The 17,013-nt window shown below is 69.0% G+C and carries 7 protein-coding genes, 1 tRNA gene and 2 rRNA genes (1 of these 10 running past the window's edge); 9 read left to right on the forward strand and 1 reads right to left on the reverse strand.

Going from position 1 to position 17,013, the window contains the following annotated elements; translation table 11 throughout:
* The 4 genes from C8250_RS30860 to C8250_RS30875 all read left to right on the forward strand — a co-directional run.
* Positions 1–1,070, forward strand: a 23S ribosomal RNA gene (locus tag C8250_RS30860) (it extends 2,055 nt beyond the left edge of the window).
* Between the two features lie 78 nt (positions 1,071–1,148).
* Positions 1,149–1,265, forward strand: a 5S ribosomal RNA gene (gene rrf, locus C8250_RS30865).
* 130 nt (positions 1,266–1,395) lie between these two features.
* A complete protein-coding gene (locus C8250_RS30870; RefSeq protein WP_138358952.1) occupies positions 1,396–2,067 on the forward strand; it encodes a DegT/DnrJ/EryC1/StrS family aminotransferase in 672 nt (223 codons plus the stop codon).
* Between the two features lie 76 nt (positions 2,068–2,143).
* Positions 2,144–2,219, forward strand: a tRNA-Thr gene (locus C8250_RS30875).
* Positions 2,220–2,308: 89 nt separating this feature from the next.
* Here the strand turns inward: C8250_RS30875 and C8250_RS30880 are convergent.
* Positions 2,309–4,930, reverse strand: a complete 2,622-nt coding sequence (locus tag C8250_RS30880; RefSeq protein WP_138358954.1) for a SpoIIE family protein phosphatase — start codon at positions 4,928–4,930, stop codon at positions 2,309–2,311.
* Between the two features lie 293 nt (positions 4,931–5,223).
* On the opposite strand from C8250_RS30880, the gene C8250_RS30885 reads away from it, so the two are divergent.
* From C8250_RS30885 to rimO, 5 genes are all read left to right on the forward strand, one after another.
* Positions 5,224–10,650, forward strand: coding sequence for a HAMP domain-containing protein (locus C8250_RS30885; protein WP_187145041.1), 5,427 nt, complete (start codon positions 5,224–5,226; stop codon positions 10,648–10,650).
* A gap of 225 nt (positions 10,651–10,875) precedes the next feature.
* Positions 10,876–11,556 carry a response regulator gene (locus C8250_RS30890; RefSeq protein WP_138358936.1) on the forward strand — a complete coding sequence of 227 codons (681 nt, stop codon included), beginning with the start codon at positions 10,876–10,878 and terminating at the stop codon, positions 11,554–11,556.
* Between the two features lie 114 nt (positions 11,557–11,670).
* Positions 11,671–14,424 (forward strand): DNA translocase FtsK, encoded by a 2,754-nt coding sequence (locus C8250_RS30895; protein WP_138358938.1) that lies wholly within the window; start codon positions 11,671–11,673, stop codon positions 14,422–14,424.
* A 232-nt stretch (positions 14,425–14,656) separates the two neighbouring features.
* Positions 14,657–15,448 carry a RodZ domain-containing protein gene (locus C8250_RS30900; RefSeq protein ID WP_138358940.1) on the forward strand — a complete coding sequence of 264 codons (792 nt, stop codon included), beginning with the start codon at positions 14,657–14,659 and terminating at the stop codon, positions 15,446–15,448.
* A gap of 48 nt (positions 15,449–15,496) precedes the next feature.
* The gene (gene rimO, locus C8250_RS30905) at positions 15,497–16,987 is read left to right on the forward strand and encodes a 30S ribosomal protein S12 methylthiotransferase RimO (RefSeq protein ID WP_138358942.1); all 1,491 of its coding nucleotides are present in this window, start codon (positions 15,497–15,499) and stop codon (positions 16,985–16,987) included.
* Positions 16,988–17,013 lie beyond the last annotated feature (26 nt).

Below are 17,013 nucleotides of genomic sequence, written 5' to 3' on the forward strand. Positions count from 1 at the left end.
TGCTGGAACGTTAAGGGGACCGGTTAGTCACATTTCGGTGTGGCGAAGCTGAGAACTTAAGCGCCAGTAAACGGCGGTGGTAACTATAACCATCCTAAGGTAGCGAAATTCCTTGTCGGGTAAGTTCCGACCTGCACGAATGGCGTAACGACTTCTCGACTGTCTCAACCATAGGCCCGGTGAAATTGCACTACGAGTAAAGATGCTCGTTTCGCGCAGCAGGACGGAAAGACCCCGGGACCTTTACTATAGCTTGATATTGGTGTTCGGTTCGGCTTGTGTAGGATAGGTGGGAGACTTTGAAGCGGCAGCGCCAGCTGTTGTGGAGTCGTCGTTGAAATACCACTCTGGTCGTGCTGGATGTCTAACCTCGGTCCGTGATCCGGATCAGGGACAGTGTCTGGTGGGTAGTTTAACTGGGGCGGTTGCCTCCTAAAGAGTAACGGAGGCGCCCAAAGGTTCCCTCAGCCTGGTTGGCAATCAGGTGTTGAGTGTAAGTGCACAAGGGAGCTTGACTGTGAGACTGACGGGTCGAGCAGGGACGAAAGTCGGGACTAGTGATCCGGCGGTGGCTTGTGGAAGCGCCGTCGCTCAACGGATAAAAGGTACCCCGGGGATAACAGGCTGATCTTCCCCAAGAGTCCATATCGACGGGATGGTTTGGCACCTCGATGTCGGCTCGTCGCATCCTGGGGCTGGAGTCGGTCCCAAGGGTTGGGCTGTTCGCCCATTAAAGCGGTACGCGAGCTGGGTTTAGAACGTCGTGAGACAGTTCGGTCCCTATCCGCTGCGCGCGTAGGAATATTGAGAAGGGCTGTCCCTAGTACGAGAGGACCGGGACGGACGAACCTCTGGTGTGCCAGTTGTCCTGCCAAGGGCATGGCTGGTTGGCTACGTTCGGAAAGGATAACCGCTGAAAGCATCTAAGCGGGAAGCCTGCTTCGAGATGAGTATTCCCACCCCCTTTGAGGGGTTAAGGCTCCCAGTAGACGACTGGGTTGATAGGCCAGATGTGGAAGCCCGGTAACGGGTGGAGCTGACTGGTACTAATAGGCCGAGGGCTTGTCTAACTATTTTTGCTTCGCGTCCACTGTGTAGTTCTGAAGTAACGAACCGTGATAATACCCGGTTGGTTAACTTCATAGTGTTTCGGTGGTCATAGCGTTAGGGAAACGCCCGGTTACATTCCGAACCCGGAAGCTAAGCCTTTCAGCGCCGATGGTACTGCAGGGGGGACCCTGTGGGAGAGTAGGACGCCGCCGAACAATCATTCAGCCCCAACCCCCGAGCTTCGGCTCGGGGGTTGGGGCTTTTTTGTTGTCCGTCACCCCATGTTCATGTGCCGGCGGGAACCTTGGCACCTCGACATGTGGAGGTAGGGACGTGCGTCAGCTGATGATGGACAGACAGCCCCTGCAAGCTCTCGGTATCGGTGTGGGCGACGAGGTGATCGTGCCGTCCTTCGCGCCCGAGTCGTCCGCGGCGGCCGTGGTGATGGTGGGCGCGACACCGGTGTTCGCCGATATCGACCCGCGCACGTACTGCCTCGACCCCGCCTCCGTGGAGGCCGCACTGACCCCCAGGACGTCGGCCGTCATAGCGGTGCACCTCTTCGGCCACCCGGCCCCGATGCGGGAGCTGGGGGAACTGGCGGCGCGGCAGGGGATCGCGCTGGTCGAGGAGGAGGAGCCGGCGGGGGACGTGGGGGAGATCGCCCGCCGCCGCGCGCACGCCCGCTTCCTGGACTCGGCGCTGACCGGCGTCATCGTGCCGTACGTCGAGCCGGGCGCACACCACGTCTACCACCACTACACAGTGCGGATCCCGGGCAACGGCCGGCCCGACCGGGACGCCTTCGCCAGGGCGCTGTCGAGGCGCGGCGTACGGGCGACCGTGAGCGTCCCGACGCCCGTGCACCGGCTCGCGGCGCACCGGTCCCGTGAGGTGCTGCCGGAGACCGAGCGGGCCGCGGCGCAGGCGCTGTCGCTGCCGGTGCACTCGGGTCTCACCCAGCGGGAGTTGACGCATATCGCCGACGCCTGCAACGCCCTCGGTGGCCTGCTCTGATCCGGTCCGGCGGCGGTTCGGGGCGGGTTACCGAGCACGGCACTTCATGGGTTAAGATTTTCCATGTCGACACCGAGCCCCTATAGCTCAGTCGGTAGAGCGTCTCCATGGTAAGGAGAAGGTCTGCGGTTCGATTCCGCATGGGGGCCCCAGTACAGAAGGACCCCCCGCCTGACGGCGGGGGGTCTTTTCGTTGTCCGGGCCCCCGGCGCCCGGGGCACCGCGGGTTCCTGCCGTGCCGTCAGTTGTCGGGCAGGGCGGGGACGCGCATCGCGAGGATGGCCATGTCGTCGGAGGGCGCGTCGGAGGCGAAGCGTTCCACCGCGCGCTGGATACGGGCGGCGACGGCGCCGGCGGTGAGGCCGGTGCAGGTGGCGAGAACGTCGGCGAGGCCGTCGTCACCGAGCATGCGGGTGCCCTCGCGGCGTTCGGTCACGCCGTCGGTGACGCAGAGCATGACGTCGCCCGGGTCCAGGGTGATGGTCTGTTCGACGAGCTCCAGGTCCTCCAGGACGCCGAGGAGCGGCTGCGGGTCGGCGGCGGACTCCACGGTGCCGTCCGGACGCAGCCGCAGCGGCAGCGGGTGGCCGGCGCAGACGACCTTGAGGATGGCGCTTCCGTCGGGCTGCGGCCACAACTCCCCGTAGAGCAGGGTCAGGAAGCGGCTGCGGGCGCCCTCGTCCAGGATGGCGGCGTTGAGGCGCTCCAGGACGGCCGGCCCGCCGAAGCCCTCGCGGGCGAGGAGCCGGATCGCGTGCCGGGCCAGGCCGGTGACGGCCGCGGCCTCGGGGCCGGTGCCGCAGACGTCGCCGATGGCGAAGCCCCAGCAGCCGTCGCGGATCGGGAACAGGTCGTAGAAGTCGCCGCCGACCTCGTTGCCTTCGCCGGCCGCCCGGTAGATGACCTCGACCTCGACGCCGGGAATGGGCGGCAGGCCCGGCGGCAGCAGACTGCGCTGGAGAGCCTGGCTGATGGCCGTGCGCTCGCTGTACAGCCGGGCGTTGTCCAGGGCGAGGGCGGCGCGGCGGGAGAGGTCCTCGGCGAGTTCGAGGATCTCCTGGCGGAAGCGTTCGTCGGCGGGCTTGCCGAGGGTGAGCATGCCGATGACGCGGTTACGGGCGACGAGCGGCAGGACGACGGTCTCGCCGCCGACCGCGGCGGCGGTCGCCAGCGCGGTGCCGGGTCCGGTCGCCGGGCGGCCGGCCTCGCCGAGGCCGAGGCTGCGCAAGGAGGCGCGCAGTGCGGTGGAGTGGGCGGCGTCGGAGGGCGCGGTCCAGATGCGCGCGCCGGGCGTGGGCTCCGGCGCGGGCGGGTTGAGCTTCGACAGCAGGGCCTTGATGCCGTCGATCCGGTCCTCGTCCTCGTGCAGCACGAAGGCGAGTTCGGGTTCCGACTGTTCGGCGATGGTGTAAACGGCGCACCAACTGGCCAGGGTGGGCACGGTCATCTGGGCCATGAGGGCCAGCGTCTGGTCGCGTTCCAGGGTGCCCGCGAGCAGGTCGGAGGCCTCGACGAGGAAGGACAGCGAGCCGCGGCGCAGCCGTTCCAGCTCGGTGAGGCGGGCGCTCTCGACGGCCAGCGCGATGCGGTCCGCGGCGAACTGCAGCCGCAGCGCTTCCTCGTTGGAGTAGCGGCCCGGTGCCTCGGCGGCGACGCCCAGGGAGCCGGTGAGGCGGCCCTCGACCTTCAGCGGCACGGTGACGATGGAGCGCATGCCGGTGCCGGCGAGCAGTGGGACGGCGCCGGGGACGGCGTTGAGGTCCTCGTGGACGGCGGGCATCCTGGCGCTGCCGTAGCGGCCGGTGCCGGCCTCGACGGGGACGCGGGCGAAGCGCTGCCGGGCGGAGGGCAGGCCGGTGGAGGCGCGTACCTCCAGCTCCGTCTCGTCGTCGGTGGCGAGCAGCAGGTACGCGGCGTCGCCGTCGAGCATGTCGCGGGCGCGCTCCACGGTGCGCTGCAGCAGCCCGTCGAGGTCGTCGGGCGCCGGGGAGCCGATGAACACCTCGAAGGCGTCCGCGGCCTTTCCGCGGTCGCCGGACGCGGAGTCCGAGTTGACGGGGCCGCGCGCGGGGCTCTGCAGGACGGCCCGCTCGTCGGCGCGGACCAGCAGGCAGACGGTGGAGGGCTCACCGGTGGTGTCGCGGACCCGCAGATGGGAGCCGTACACGGGCTGTACGCGGCCGTCGGCGCCCCGTATCCCGTAGGTGCCCTCCCAGCGGGAGAGGAGCAGCGCCTCGGCGAGGCCGATGCCGGTGCCGGGGGTCTGCGGCCAGGCGGTGAGTTCGGTGAGGGGCTTTCCGATCATCCGCTCGGAGGTGTGGCCGAACAGATCCGTGGCGTCGTCGTTCCAGCGCGTGACGACGGCGTGCCGGTCGACCTGGATCACGGCCACCCGGACCCGCTCGTCGGTCAGCGGCAGGGCGGCGGTCGGCAGCGCGGGGCTCGCGGCGCGGGTGCCCGCGGAGCGCTCCGGCAGGTCGAGCTGGAACCAGACGTGCTTGGCGGCGGGGGTGTACTCGACGCCCCAGCGGCTGGCGAGGGCGGAGCACAGGACGAGGCCGCGGCCACCCTCACTGTCCGGGTTGCGGATCTGGAGTCCGGCGTCCTGGAGGGGAACCTCACGCTCGGGGTACCGGTCGGCGACCTCCACCCGTACCGCTGTGTCGTAGCGCAGGCACTGTACGTCAGCGGAGGTGCCGGCGTGGACCACGGCATTGGTGACGAGTTCGCTGGTCAGAACGACAGCGTCATCGACGATGTCGGAGAAGCCCCAGCCCTGCAGAGTGTCGCGGACGAAGGCGCGCGCGATGGCGACCGATCGCCCCACCGGCTGGAAGGTGGCCGCTGCCCGCGCCGTGATCACAGAACTCCTTGTGCGCCCCAGGACGCTGTCGTCGGTCTCGCTCTCGATTCCCTGCGCCGTCACCGGCGGCCCCCGTGAGGTGTAGGCCCGGTCTGTGGCGGGCAACCGGATGCCAGGTTACTTACCTCTGCTGATGGCGTGTGCGCTGGTTCCGGGTGTTTCTGCCCCGATCGTGCGACAGGTCATATGCGAAGCTGCCGAACTGTTATGGCCATGCGCAGGCATGGTGAAACACTGGGCATGTCTAAGAGGCAGTTCACGAGCAGTTTGGTCGACCCTCCGGGAGGGACACGGTGGAGTCCAGCGCATCGACGCGCGGTGCAGTTTCGCGTGCAAAGAACGCGCGATCCCGCGCCAACGGGACCATCGAGGTGGATTCGGCTGCCTTGTACAGACTTCTGGCGGCGTTGGCGTCCATGAGGGACGGCAACTTCCGCAAGCGGTTGACGGTGTCGGGAGACGGGCTGATGGCGGAGATCTCCGCCGTCTTCAACGAGGTCGCCGACCGCAATCAGCATCTGACGGGTGAGCTGGCGCGGGTGCGCCGGGTGGTCGGCCGTGAGGGAAAGCTCACGGAGCGGCTGGAGACCGGTGCCTGCGAGGGCTCGTGGGCGGCGGCGATCGACGCGTCCAACGCGCTGGTCGACGATCTCGTCCGGCCGGTCTCCGAGGTCGGAAGGGTGCTGTCGGCGGTCGCGGAGGGCGATCTGGAACAGCGGATGGACCTGCGGTCGCAGGGCGCGGACGGTTCCGCGCATCCGCTGCGCGGTGAGTTCCTCAAGGTCGGCCGGACGGTCAACGGCCTGGTGGACCAGTTGTCCGCGTTCACCGACGAGGTGACCCGCGTCGCCAGCGAGGTCGGCACCGAGGGCAAGCTCGGCGGCCAGGCCAAGGTGCGCGGTATGTCCGGTTCGTGGAAGGACCTGACGGATTCCGTCAACACGATGGCGTCCCGGCTCACCGCCCAGGTACGTGACATCGCTCTCGTTACGACGGCGGTCGCCAAGGGCGATCTGTCCCGGAAGGTCACGGTTCACGTGGCCGGCGAGATGCTGGAACTGAAGAACACCGTCAACACGATGGTCGACCAGCTGTCGTCGTTCGCCTCCGAGGTGACGCGAGTCGCCCGTGAGGTCGGTACGGAGGGTGAGCTCGGCGGTCAGGCGCAGGTGCCGGACGTCGCCGGGGTGTGGAAGGACCTGACGGACTCCGTCAACCTCATGGCCGGGAACCTGACGGCCCAGGTGCGGGACATCGCGCAGGTGACGGCGGCGGTCGCCAACGGCGACCTGTCGCAGAAGATCACCATCGGGGCGCGCGGCGAGGTGGCGCAGCTCGCCGAGACGATCAACGCGATGACCGAGACGCTGCGGACGTTCGCCGACGAGGTGACCCGCGTGGCGGGCGAGGTCGGCGCCGAGGGGCTGCTGGGCGGCCAGGCGCAGGTGCCGGGCGCGGCGGGGACGTGGAAGGACCTCACGGACTCGGTGAACACCGCGTTCCGCAACCTCACCGCACAGGTGCGGGACATCGCGCAGGTGACGACGGCGGTGGCCAACGGCGACCTGTCGCAGAAGGTCACGGTGGACGTCTCCGGCGAGATGCTGGAGCTCAAGAACACCGTGAACACGATGGTGGACCAGCTGTCCTCCTTCGGCGCGGAAGTGACACGGGTGGCGCGTGAGGTCGGCGTCGAGGGTGAGCTGGGCGGTCAGGCGCAGGTGCCGGGCGCGGCGGGGACGTGGAAGGACCTCACCGACTCGGTGAACACCGCCTTCCGCAACCTGACGGGCCAGGTCCGCAACATCGCGCAGGTGACGACGGCGGTGGCCAACGGCGATCTGTCGCAGAAGGTCACGGTGGACGTCTCCGGCGAGATGCTGGAGCTCAAGAACACCGTGAACCGCATGGTCGACCAGCTGTCGTCCTTCGCGGCCCAGGTGACCCGGATGGCGCGGGACGTGGGCACGGAGGGCCGGCTCGGCGGCCAGGCGCGGGTGGACGGCGTCGCCGGCACCTGGAAGGACCTGACGGACTCCGTCAACTTCATGGCGGGCAACCTGACGTCCCAGGTGCGGCAGATCGCCCAGGTGACGACGGCGGTGGCGCGCGGTGACCTGTCGCAGAAGATCGACGTGGACGCCCGGGGCGAGATCCTCGAGCTGAAGAACACCATCAACACGATGGTCGACCAGCTGTCCTCGTTCGCCGACCAGGTGACCCGCGTCGCACGCGACGTGGGTACCGAGGGCCGGCTCGGCGGCCAGGCGCAGGTGCCCGGTGTCGCGGGTGTGTGGCGCGATCTGACCGATTCGGTGAACGGCATGGCGGGGAACCTGACCGCCCAGGTCCGCAACATCGCGCAGGTCGCGACGGCGGTGGCGCGCGGTGACCTGTCGCAGAAGATCGACGTGGACGCCCGGGGCGAGATCCTCGAGCTGAAGAACACCCTGAACACGATGGTCGACCAGCTGTCGTCCTTCGCCGAGCAGGTGACCCGGGTGGCCCGCGAGGTGGGTACCGAGGGGATCCTGGGCGGCCAGGCCGAGGTCAAGGGAGTGAGCGGCACGTGGAAGGACCTCACGCAGTCCGTCAACTTCATGGCCAACAACCTGACGAGCCAGGTCCGCAACATCGCCGAGGTCACCACGGCGGTCGCCAGCGGCGATCTGTCGAAGAAGATCACCGTCGACGCCAAGGGCGAGATCCTCGCCCTGGTCACCACCGTCAACACGATGGTGGACACGCTGTCGGCGTTCGGTGACGAGGTCACCCGCGTCGCCCGTGAGGTGGGTACCGAGGGCCAGTTGGGCGGGCAGGCCCGGGTGCGCGACGTGTCGGGCATCTGGAAGGACCTGACCGACAACGTCAACCTGATGGCCAACAACCTGACCAATCAGGTGCGTTCGATCGCCGCGGTCGCCACCGCGGTCGCCAACGGCGATCTCACCAAGAAGATCACCGTCGAGGCGCGCGGCGAGGTCGCCCAGCTTGCAGAAACGATCAACACGATGGTCGACACGCTGTCGGCGTTCGGTGACGAGGTCACCCGCGTCGCCCGCGAGGTCGGCACCGAGGGCATCCTCGGCGGCCAGGCCCGCGTTCCCGGCGTCGCCGGCACGTGGAAGGACCTCACCGAATCGGTGAACGGCATGGCGTCCAACCTCACCGGCCAGGTCCGCAACATCGCCATGGTGACCACCGCGGTCGCCCGCGGCGACCTGTCCAAGAAGATCGACGTGGACGCCCGCGGCGAGATCCTGGAGCTGAAGACGACCATCAACACGATGGTCGGCCAGCTGTCCGCCTTCGGTGACGAGGTCACCCGGGTGGCGCGCGAGGTGGGTACCGAGGGCCGGCTGGGCGGCCAGGCCCGGGTTCCGGACGTGTCCGGCATCTGGAAGGACCTCACCGAATCGGTGAACCTGATGGCCAACAACCTGACCAGTCAGGTCCGCAACATCGCGCAGGTGGCCACCGCGGTGACCCGCGGCGACCTCAATCTCCGGATCGACGTGGACGCGGCCGGCGAGATCCTGGAGCTCCAGGACTACATCAACACGATGATCGTGCGCCTCCGGGAGACCACGCTCGCCAACAAGGAGCAGGACTGGCTCAAGGGCAACCTGGCCCGTATCTCCGGTCTGATGCAGGGCCGCCGGGAGCTGGGCGACGTGGCCGCGCTGATCATGAGCGAGCTGACCCCGGTGGTCTCCGCGCAGCACGGCGCGTTCTTCCTCGCCGAGGAGATCGGTGACGGCAGCGAGATCGGTGCGGGGGAGGACGCGTACGAGCTGCGGCTCGTCGGGTCGTACGGCTTCTCCAAGCGCTCGATGCCCACCACGTTCCTGCCCGGTGAGGCGCTGATCGGGCAGGCCGCGATCGAGAAGCGGTCGATCCTGGTGGAGAACGTGCCGCCGGGGTACCTGAAGATCGTGTCAGGGCTCGGTGAGGCGCCCCCGGCGCACGTCATCGTCCTTCCGGTGCTGTTCGAGGACCGGATCCTGGGTGTGATCGAACTGGCCGCGTTCCAGCCGTTCACCCAGATCCAGAAGGACTTCCTCAGCCAGATCACCGACATCATCGCGATCAGCGTGAACACGATCAGCGTCAACACCAAGACCGAGGGGCTGCTGGAGCAGTCCCAGGAGCTGACCGAGCAGCTCAAGGAGCGTTCGGGCGAGCTGGAGAACCGGCAGAAGGCGCTGCAGCTGTCCAACGCCGAGCTGGAGGAGAAGGCCGAGCTGCTGGCCCGGCAGAACCGCGACATCGAGGTGAAGAACACCGAGATCGAGGAGGCCCGGCAGGTCCTGGAGGAGCGCGCCGAGCAGCTCGCGGTCTCGATGCGCTACAAGTCCGAGTTCCTGGCCAACATGTCGCACGAGCTGCGCACCCCGCTCAACTCGCTGCTGATCCTGGCCAAGCTGCTCGCCGACAACGCCGACGGGAACCTGTCGTCCAAGCAGGTCGAGTTCTCCGAGACGATCCACGGCGCGGGCTCGGACCTGCTGCAGCTCATCAACGACATCCTCGACCTGTCGAAGGTCGAGGCGGGCAAGATGGACGTCAGTCCGACCCGTATCGCCCTGGTGCAGCTCGTCGACTACGTCGAGGCGACGTTCCGTCCGCTGACGGCGGAGAAGGGCCTGGACTTCTCGGTCCGGGTCTCGCCGGAGCTCCCGGTCACCCTGCACACGGACGAGCAGCGGCTGCTGCAGGTGCTGCGCAACCTGCTCTCCAACGCGGTGAAGTTCACCGACAGCGGCTCCGTCGAGCTGGTCATCCGGCCGGCGGGTCCCGAGGTCCCGCAGTCGATCCGCGAGCAGCTGCTGGAGTCCGGGGCGCTGCGCGACGCGGACCAGCCGCTGATCGCGTTCTCCGTCACCGACACCGGGATCGGGATCGCGGCGAGCAAGATGCGGGTGATCTTCGAGGCGTTCAAGCAGGCCGACGGCACCACCAGCCGCAAGTACGGCGGCACCGGCCTGGGCCTGTCGATCAGCCGGGAGATCGCCCGGCTGCTGGGCGGCGAGATCCACGCAGACAGCCAGCCCGGCCGCGGCTCGACCTTCACCCTGTACCTGCCGCTCAGCAGCAGTGAACTGCCGCCGCACGGCTACCCGCAGCTGCCCGGGGGCGAGGTGATCAGCGAGTCGGAGCACCACGCGCCCGCCCGCAACCGTCTCGCGGGCAGCAGCCTGTCCCGGCTGCGCCGCCGCTCGGCGCCGCCGCAGCTGCAGTCGCTCCCGGGACAGCCCACGGCGCTGCCCGCGGAGGAGTCCTGGGTGGACGGCACACACTCCGACGGGTACGCGCGCTTCGCGGGCGGGTTCAACGGCGAGAAGGTGCTCATCGTCGACGACGACATCCGCAATGTCTTCGCGCTGACCAGCGTGCTGGAACAGCACGGGCTGACGGTGCTCTACGCGGAGAACGGCCGCGAGGGGATCGAGGTCCTGGAGCAGCACGACGATGTCGCGATCGTCCTGATGGACATCATGATGCCGGAGATGGACGGTTATGCGACGACGACGGCGATCCGCAGGATGCCGCAGTTCGCCGGACTGCCGATCCTGGCGCTGACGGCGAAGGCGATGAAGGGTGACCGGGAGAAGAGCATCGAGTCCGGAGCGTCGGACTATGTCACCAAGCCGGTCGACACCGATCACCTGCTGGCACTCATGGAGCAGTGGATGAACGCCCGTGGAACACCCCGTTGAAAGGTGGACTGTTGACGGGGTGTGTCCCTTCAGGTGTGAGGGGGCGGGATTCAGGGAACCTTCTGGTCTCCGCTAGCGTTTCTGCTTCGTGCACAGTGACATGGCGGTGACAGGGTGTGGCGAACGGCAGGTGCGGCTACCATGACCGGCACAAGGACGGGCGGCGCAAGGGAGTCGTCCCCGGGGGCGGCCACCAGCGTGGTGTCGGGACGAGGAGGGCGGGCCATGGTGCAGAAGGCCAAGATCCTTCTTGTCGACGACCGGCCGGAGAATCTGCTGGCGCTGGAGGCGATCCTCTCGGCGCTCGATCAGACGCTGGTACGGGCGGCATCCGGGGAAGAGGCGCTGAAGGCGCTGCTCACGGACGATTTCGCGGTGATCCTGCTCGATGTGCAGATGCCGGGCATGGACGGGTTCGAGACCGCCGCCCACATCAAGCGGCGCGAGCGGACCCGTGACATCCCGATCATCTTCCTGACGGCGATCAACCACGGCCCGCACCACACCTTCCGCGGTTACGCGGCCGGTGCGGTCGACTACATCTCCAAACCCTTCGACCCGTGGGTGCTGCGCGCCAAGGTGTCGGTCTTCGTCGAGCTCTACATGAAGAACTGCCAGCTGCGGGAGCAGGCGGCGCTGCTGCGCCTCCAGCTCGAGCAGGGCGCTTCGGTGGGCGTCAACGGGGCGAAGGAGCCTGCCGGGCTGCTCGCCGAACTGTCCGCGCGGCTGGCCGCCGTCGAGGAGCAGGCCGAGGCGCTGTCGAAGCAGCTCGACGAGTCGGCGGACGCGGCCGCGGTGGCGACCGCCGCGCATCTGGAGCGCAAGCTCACCGGTCTGCGGCGGGCGTTGGACGCTCTGGAGCCCGGCACCGGCGACGGCGGCGTCAGGTATCCCCCACAGGACTGAGCGGAACCCCCGCCGTTGACGCTGCGTCACCCTTGGCCCACCCGAGGCGCGACACGGACGGGGGTATCCGACGCACGCGTGTCCAGCCGGGTCTTCGGAGGTAATCTCGGCACCATGGCCTCACGTACGCCCGGCGGCACTGCCAAGAAAGCTCCGGCGAAGCCTGCGGCCAAGAAGACCGCGGCGAAGAAGACCGCAGCGAAGAAACCACCTGCCAAGAAGGCGGCGGCCCCCCGTGCGGCGAAGGGGGGCGCTCCCAAGCCCGCTCCCAAAGCGGCCCCGTCGCCCACCGGTGGCGTGTACCGGATGACGCGTGCCCTGTGGCTCGGCGTCGCCCACGGCATCGGCGCGGTGTTCCGCGGCATAGGGCGCGGCGCACGCGGCCTCGACCCCGCGCACCGCAAGGACGGCATGGCGCTGCTGCTGCTCGGTCTGACGCTGGTCGTGGCCGCGGGCACCTGGTCCAATCTCCGTGGCCCGGTCGGCGATCTCGTGGAGATGCTCGTCACCGGCGCGTTCGGCCGGCTCGATCTGCTGGTGCCGATACTGATCGGCGTCGTCGCGGTCCGGCTGATGCGGCACCCGGAGCAGCCCGAGGCCAACGGGCGGATCGTCATCGGGCTGTCCACCCTGGTCCTCGGCGCCCTCGGCCTGGTCCACCTGGCCTGCGGTTCGCCGAGCCGGGACGCGGGAGCCGAGGCGCTGCGCGACGCGGGCGGCCTGATCGGCTGGGCGGCCGCGTCGCCGCTGCTCTACACCGTCGGCTCGGCGCTCGCCGTACCGCTGCTGCTGCTCATCACCGTCTTCGGGCTGCTGGTCGTGACGGCCACCCCGGTCAACGCGATTCCGCAGCGGCTGCGGCTGCTCGGCACCAAGCTCGGCCTGTACGAGGCCCCGGAGGACCTGGACGACCTGGACGCCGTTCCGATGGAGGAGCTGTTCGAGGACGATCAGGAGCAGGAGCACGACGTCCCGCGCCGCAGGTCCCCGCTGCGCTTCACCAAGCACGACCAGGGCATGGAGGAACTCGCGGCACTGGGGGAGTTCGGCGACGAGGCGGCCGACGAGCCCCGGCCGCGCCGCCGCCCGCGGCGCAGGCCCGAGCCCGGCGAGCAGGACTACGCGGCCGCCTCCGGCATGGACGCGGTGGACGTGGCGGCCGCCGCGGCCGCGGCGCTGGACGGCGCCGTGCTGCACGGCGTGCAGCCGTCACCGCTGCTCGCCGGTCTCAGCAACAGCGTCAAGACGGGTTCCGGCAGCGGATCGGGCGTGCCCGCGGCCCGCGCCGAGGACGAGCCGTCGACCGGCTCCGGCGTCCCGGACCTCACCAAGAAGACCCTCGACCCGGTGGACCCGCTCCCGCCGCGCGCCGAGCAGCTCCAGCTGTCCGGCGACATCACCTACTCGCTGCCCTCGCTGGACCTGCTGGAACGCGGCGGACCCGGCCGTACCCGCAGCGCGGCGAACGACGCGGTGGTCGCCTCGCTGCAGCAGGTCTTCACCGAGTTCAAGGTCGACGCCACGGTCACCGGCTTCACCCGCGGCCCGACGGTCACCCGCTACGAGATCGAGCTGGGCTCGGCGGTCAAGGTCGAGCGGATCACGGCGCTGGCCAAGAACATCGCGTACTCCGTCGCCAGCCCGGACGTCCGGATCATCAGCCCGATCCCCGGCAAGTCGGCGGTCGGCATCGAGATCCCGAACAGCGACCGCGAGATGGTCAACGTCGGCGACGTACTGCGGTCCGCCGCGGCGGCCGGCGAGGACCACCCGATGACGGTGGCGCTCGGCAAGGACGTCGAGGGCGGGTACGTCATGGCGAACCTCGCCAAGATGCCGCACATCCTGGTCGCCGGCGCGACCGGGTCGGGAAAGTCGTCCTGCATCAACGGCCTCATCACCTCGATCATGTGCCGCGCCACCCCGGACGAGGTCCGGATGGTGCTGGTGGACCCCAAGCGCGTCGAGCTGACCGCGTACGAGGGCATCCCGCACCTGATCACGCCGATCATCACCAATCCGAAGCGGGCCGCCGAGGCCCTGCAGTGGGTGGTCCGCGAGATGGACCTGCGCTACGACGACCTGGCGGCCTTCGGCTTCCGGCACATCGACGACTTCAACGCGGCGGTGCGGTCCGGCAAGACCCAGCCGCTGCCGGGCAGCGAGCGCGAGCTGTCGCCGTACCCGTACCTGCTGGTGATCGTGGACGAGCTGGCCGACCTGATGATGGTCGCGCCGCGCGATGTGGAGGACTCGATCGTCCGCATCACGCAGCTGGCCCGCGCCGCCGGGATCCACCTGGTGCTGGCCACCCAGCGGCCCAGCGTCGACGTCGTCACCGGTCTGATCAAGGCGAACGTGCCGTCGCGGCTGGCCTTCTCCACCTCCTCGCTCGCCGACAGCCGGGTCATCCTGGACCAGAACGGCGCCGAGAAGCTGATCGGCAGGGGCGACGGGCTCTTCCTCCCGATGGGCGCGAACAAGCCGACCCGTATGCAGGGCGCCTTCGTCACCGAGGAGGAGATCGCCAAGATCGTCGAGCACTGCAAGGCGCAGCTGACGCCGACGTACCGGACGGACGTGGCGGTCGGCACGGCGCCCAAGCGGGAGGTCGACGAGGAGATCGGCGACGATCTGGACCTGTTGTGCCAGGCGGCGGAGCTGGTCGTCTCCACCCAGTTCGGCTCGACCTCGATGCTGCAGCGAAAGCTGCGTGTGGGATTCGCCAAGGCGGGCAGGCTCATGGATCTGATGGAATCGCGCGGAATCGTCGGGCCGAGCGAAGGTTCGAAGGCGCGGGATGTCATGGTCAAAGCGGACGAACTGGATGGGGTTCTGGCCGTCATCCGCGGTGATGCTCACTCGTAAGAGCATGCGGGGCAACCGTTTCTCCTGTTCGTGCGTCAAGTTGATGCAGGAGGACGACATATGGCCGACTGTCAGGCTCGCTCGGGCTGTCAGGTCCATGCGCGCCGGATCCGTGAGAGACGGTCCGGCAATCCTGATGGCGGACAAAGACCGGCTGTCCGCTTGCCCCACTCTTTCGCTACCCCCCTAGACTGAATCTCCAGCAGGTGGCTGCAGCCTGAAAGGCTTCCTCGTGTCCCTCGGCAACCCGCCCTCCGACGACCGGCCCTCCGTCGGTCGTGCCCTTGCCCAGGCCCGCCTCGCCGCCGGACTGACCATTGACGAGGTCAGCTCCACGACGCGGGTGCGCGCCCCCATCGTGCTCGCCATCGAACAGGACGACTTCTCCCGTTGCGGTGGCGACGTCTATGCCCGCGGTCACATCCGCAACCTCGCCCGCGCCGTCGGGATCGACCCCGAGCCGCTGGTCCAGCAGTACGCGGACGAGCACGGTGGCGCCACCACCCAGGTCCCCGTCGCGCCGCTCTACGAGGCGGAGCGGATCCGCCCGGACCGCCGCCGTCCGAACTGGACCGCGGCGATGGTCGCGGCGATCGTCGCCGTCGTCGGGTTCGTGGGCTTCACCGCGTTCAACGGATCCGGCGGCAACACGCCGTCGGCCGCCGCGAAGCCCTCGGTGACCGCCACCACGGCCAAGCCCAGTCCCAAGCCGGCCGACCCCAAGCCCGAGCCGACGGACAGCGCGATCGCCGCCGCTCCGGTGGGCAAGGTGACCGTGAAGCTGACCGCGGACGTCGGCAAGAGCTGGATCCAGGTGACGGACAGCACCGGCAAGCCGCTCTTCGCCGACACCCTGGAGAAGGGCGACTCCAAGACCTTCACCGACGGCAAGAAGATCAAACTCGTGATCGGCGACGCGGGCGCGATCAAGCTCTTCGTCAACGGCAAGGACCTCGGTCCGGCGGGCACGGACGGCCAGGTCGTGCGGCTCACCTTCACCCCCGGAGACCCCCAGGCCGGGTGAACGAGGGTGAACGTAAGAGGGACGGCTGGGACAAAGTAGGCTGAGCCTATGCCCGAACCCCGTACCGTCGCCCTTGTCACGCTCGGCTGCGCCCGCAATGAGGTGGATTCCGAGGAGCTCGCCGGCCGTCTGGCGGCGGACGGCTGGCAGCTGGTGGATGACGCCGCGGACGCCGACGTCGCCGTGGTCAACACCTGCGGCTTCGTCGACGCCGCCAAGAAGGACTCCGTGGACGCCCTCCTGGAGGCCAATGACCTCAAGGGTCATGGCCGCACCCAGGCGGTCGTCGCGGTCGGCTGCATGGCCGAGCGGTACGGCAAGGAGCTCTCCGAGGCCCTGCCCGAGGCCGACGCGGTGCTCGGCTTCGACGACTACACGGACATCTCCGACCGCCTCCAGACCATCCTCTCCGGTGGCGTGCACGCCTCGCACACCCCGCGCGACCGCCGCAAGCTGCTGCCGATCAGCCCCGCCGAGCGGCAGGGCGCCACGGTGGCGCTGCCCGGCCACGCGCAGGAGGCCCCGGCCCCCGCGCCGGCCGACCTCCCCGAGGGCGTCGCCCCCGCCTCGGGGCCCCGCGCGCCGCTGCGCCGCCGCCTGGACAACAGCCCGGTCGCCTCGGTGAAGCTGGCCTCCGGCTGCGACCGCCGCTGCTCGTTCTGCGCCATCCCGTCCTTCCGTGGCTCGTTCATCTCCCGCCGCCCCTCCGATGTCCTCGGCGAGACGCGCTGGCTCGCCGACCAGGGCGTCAGCGAGGTCATGCTGGTCAGCGAGAACAACACCTCTTACGGCAAGGACCTCGGCGACATCCGGCTGCTGGAGACGCTGCTGCCGGAGCTGGCGGCCGTCCCGGGCATCGAGCGGATCCGGGTCAGCTACCTGCAGCCCGCCGAGATGCGCCCCGGCCTGATCGACGCCCTGACCTCGACCGACAAGGTCATGCCGTACTTCGACCTCTCGTTCCAGCACTCGGCGCCCGGCGTGCTGCGCGCGATGCGCCGCTTCGGCAGCACCGAGAGCTTCCTGGAACTGCTCGGCACCATCCGCGGCAAGGCCCCGGAGGCCGGCGTCCGCTCCAACTTCATCGTCGGCTTCCCCGGCGAGACCGAGGCGGACCTGGAGGAGCTGGAACGCTTCCTCAGCTCCGCGCGGCTCGACGCCATCGGGGTCTTCGGGTACTCGGACGAGGACGGCACCGAAGCGGCCGGCTACGGGGACAAGCTCGACGAGGACACCGTCGCCCGGCGGCTGGCGCGCGTGTCGCGTCTCGCCGAGGAGCTGACCGCGCAGCGCGCCCTGGAGCGGCTCGGCTCCACCGTGCGGGTGCTGGTCGAATCCATCGACGAGGAGACCGGCGAGGCGGTCGGCCGCGCCGACCACCAGGCGCCGGAAACGGACGGATCGACCACGCTGACCTCCTGCGAGGGGCTGAAGCCGGGCATGATGGTAACCGCGAAGGTGATCGACACCGAAGGTGTCGACCTCATCGCGGAACCCCTGACCGGGGGCGACTGTTCTGTGGAGGAGGTGGGCAGATGACCGGAGTCCCCGTGCCGGCCGCGGCC

It is taken from the genome of Streptomyces sp. So13.3 (assembly GCF_005860785.2).
Classification (GTDB): domain Bacteria; phylum Actinomycetota; class Actinomycetes; order Streptomycetales; family Streptomycetaceae; genus Actinacidiphila; species Actinacidiphila fildesensis.

Coding starts and splice junctions, on each gene's coding strand:
- C8250_RS30870 (WP_138358952.1), top strand. CDS start 1,396: ATGATGGACAGACAGCCCCTGCAAGCTCTCGGTATCGGTGTGGGCGAC.
- C8250_RS30895 (WP_138358938.1), top strand. CDS start 11,671: ATGGCCTCACGTACGCCCGGCGGCACTGCCAAGAAAGCTCCGGCGAAG.
- C8250_RS30890 (WP_138358936.1), top strand. CDS start 10,876: ATGGTGCAGAAGGCCAAGATCCTTCTTGTCGACGACCGGCCGGAGAAT.
- rimO (WP_138358942.1), top strand. CDS start 15,497: ATGCCCGAACCCCGTACCGTCGCCCTTGTCACGCTCGGCTGCGCCCGC.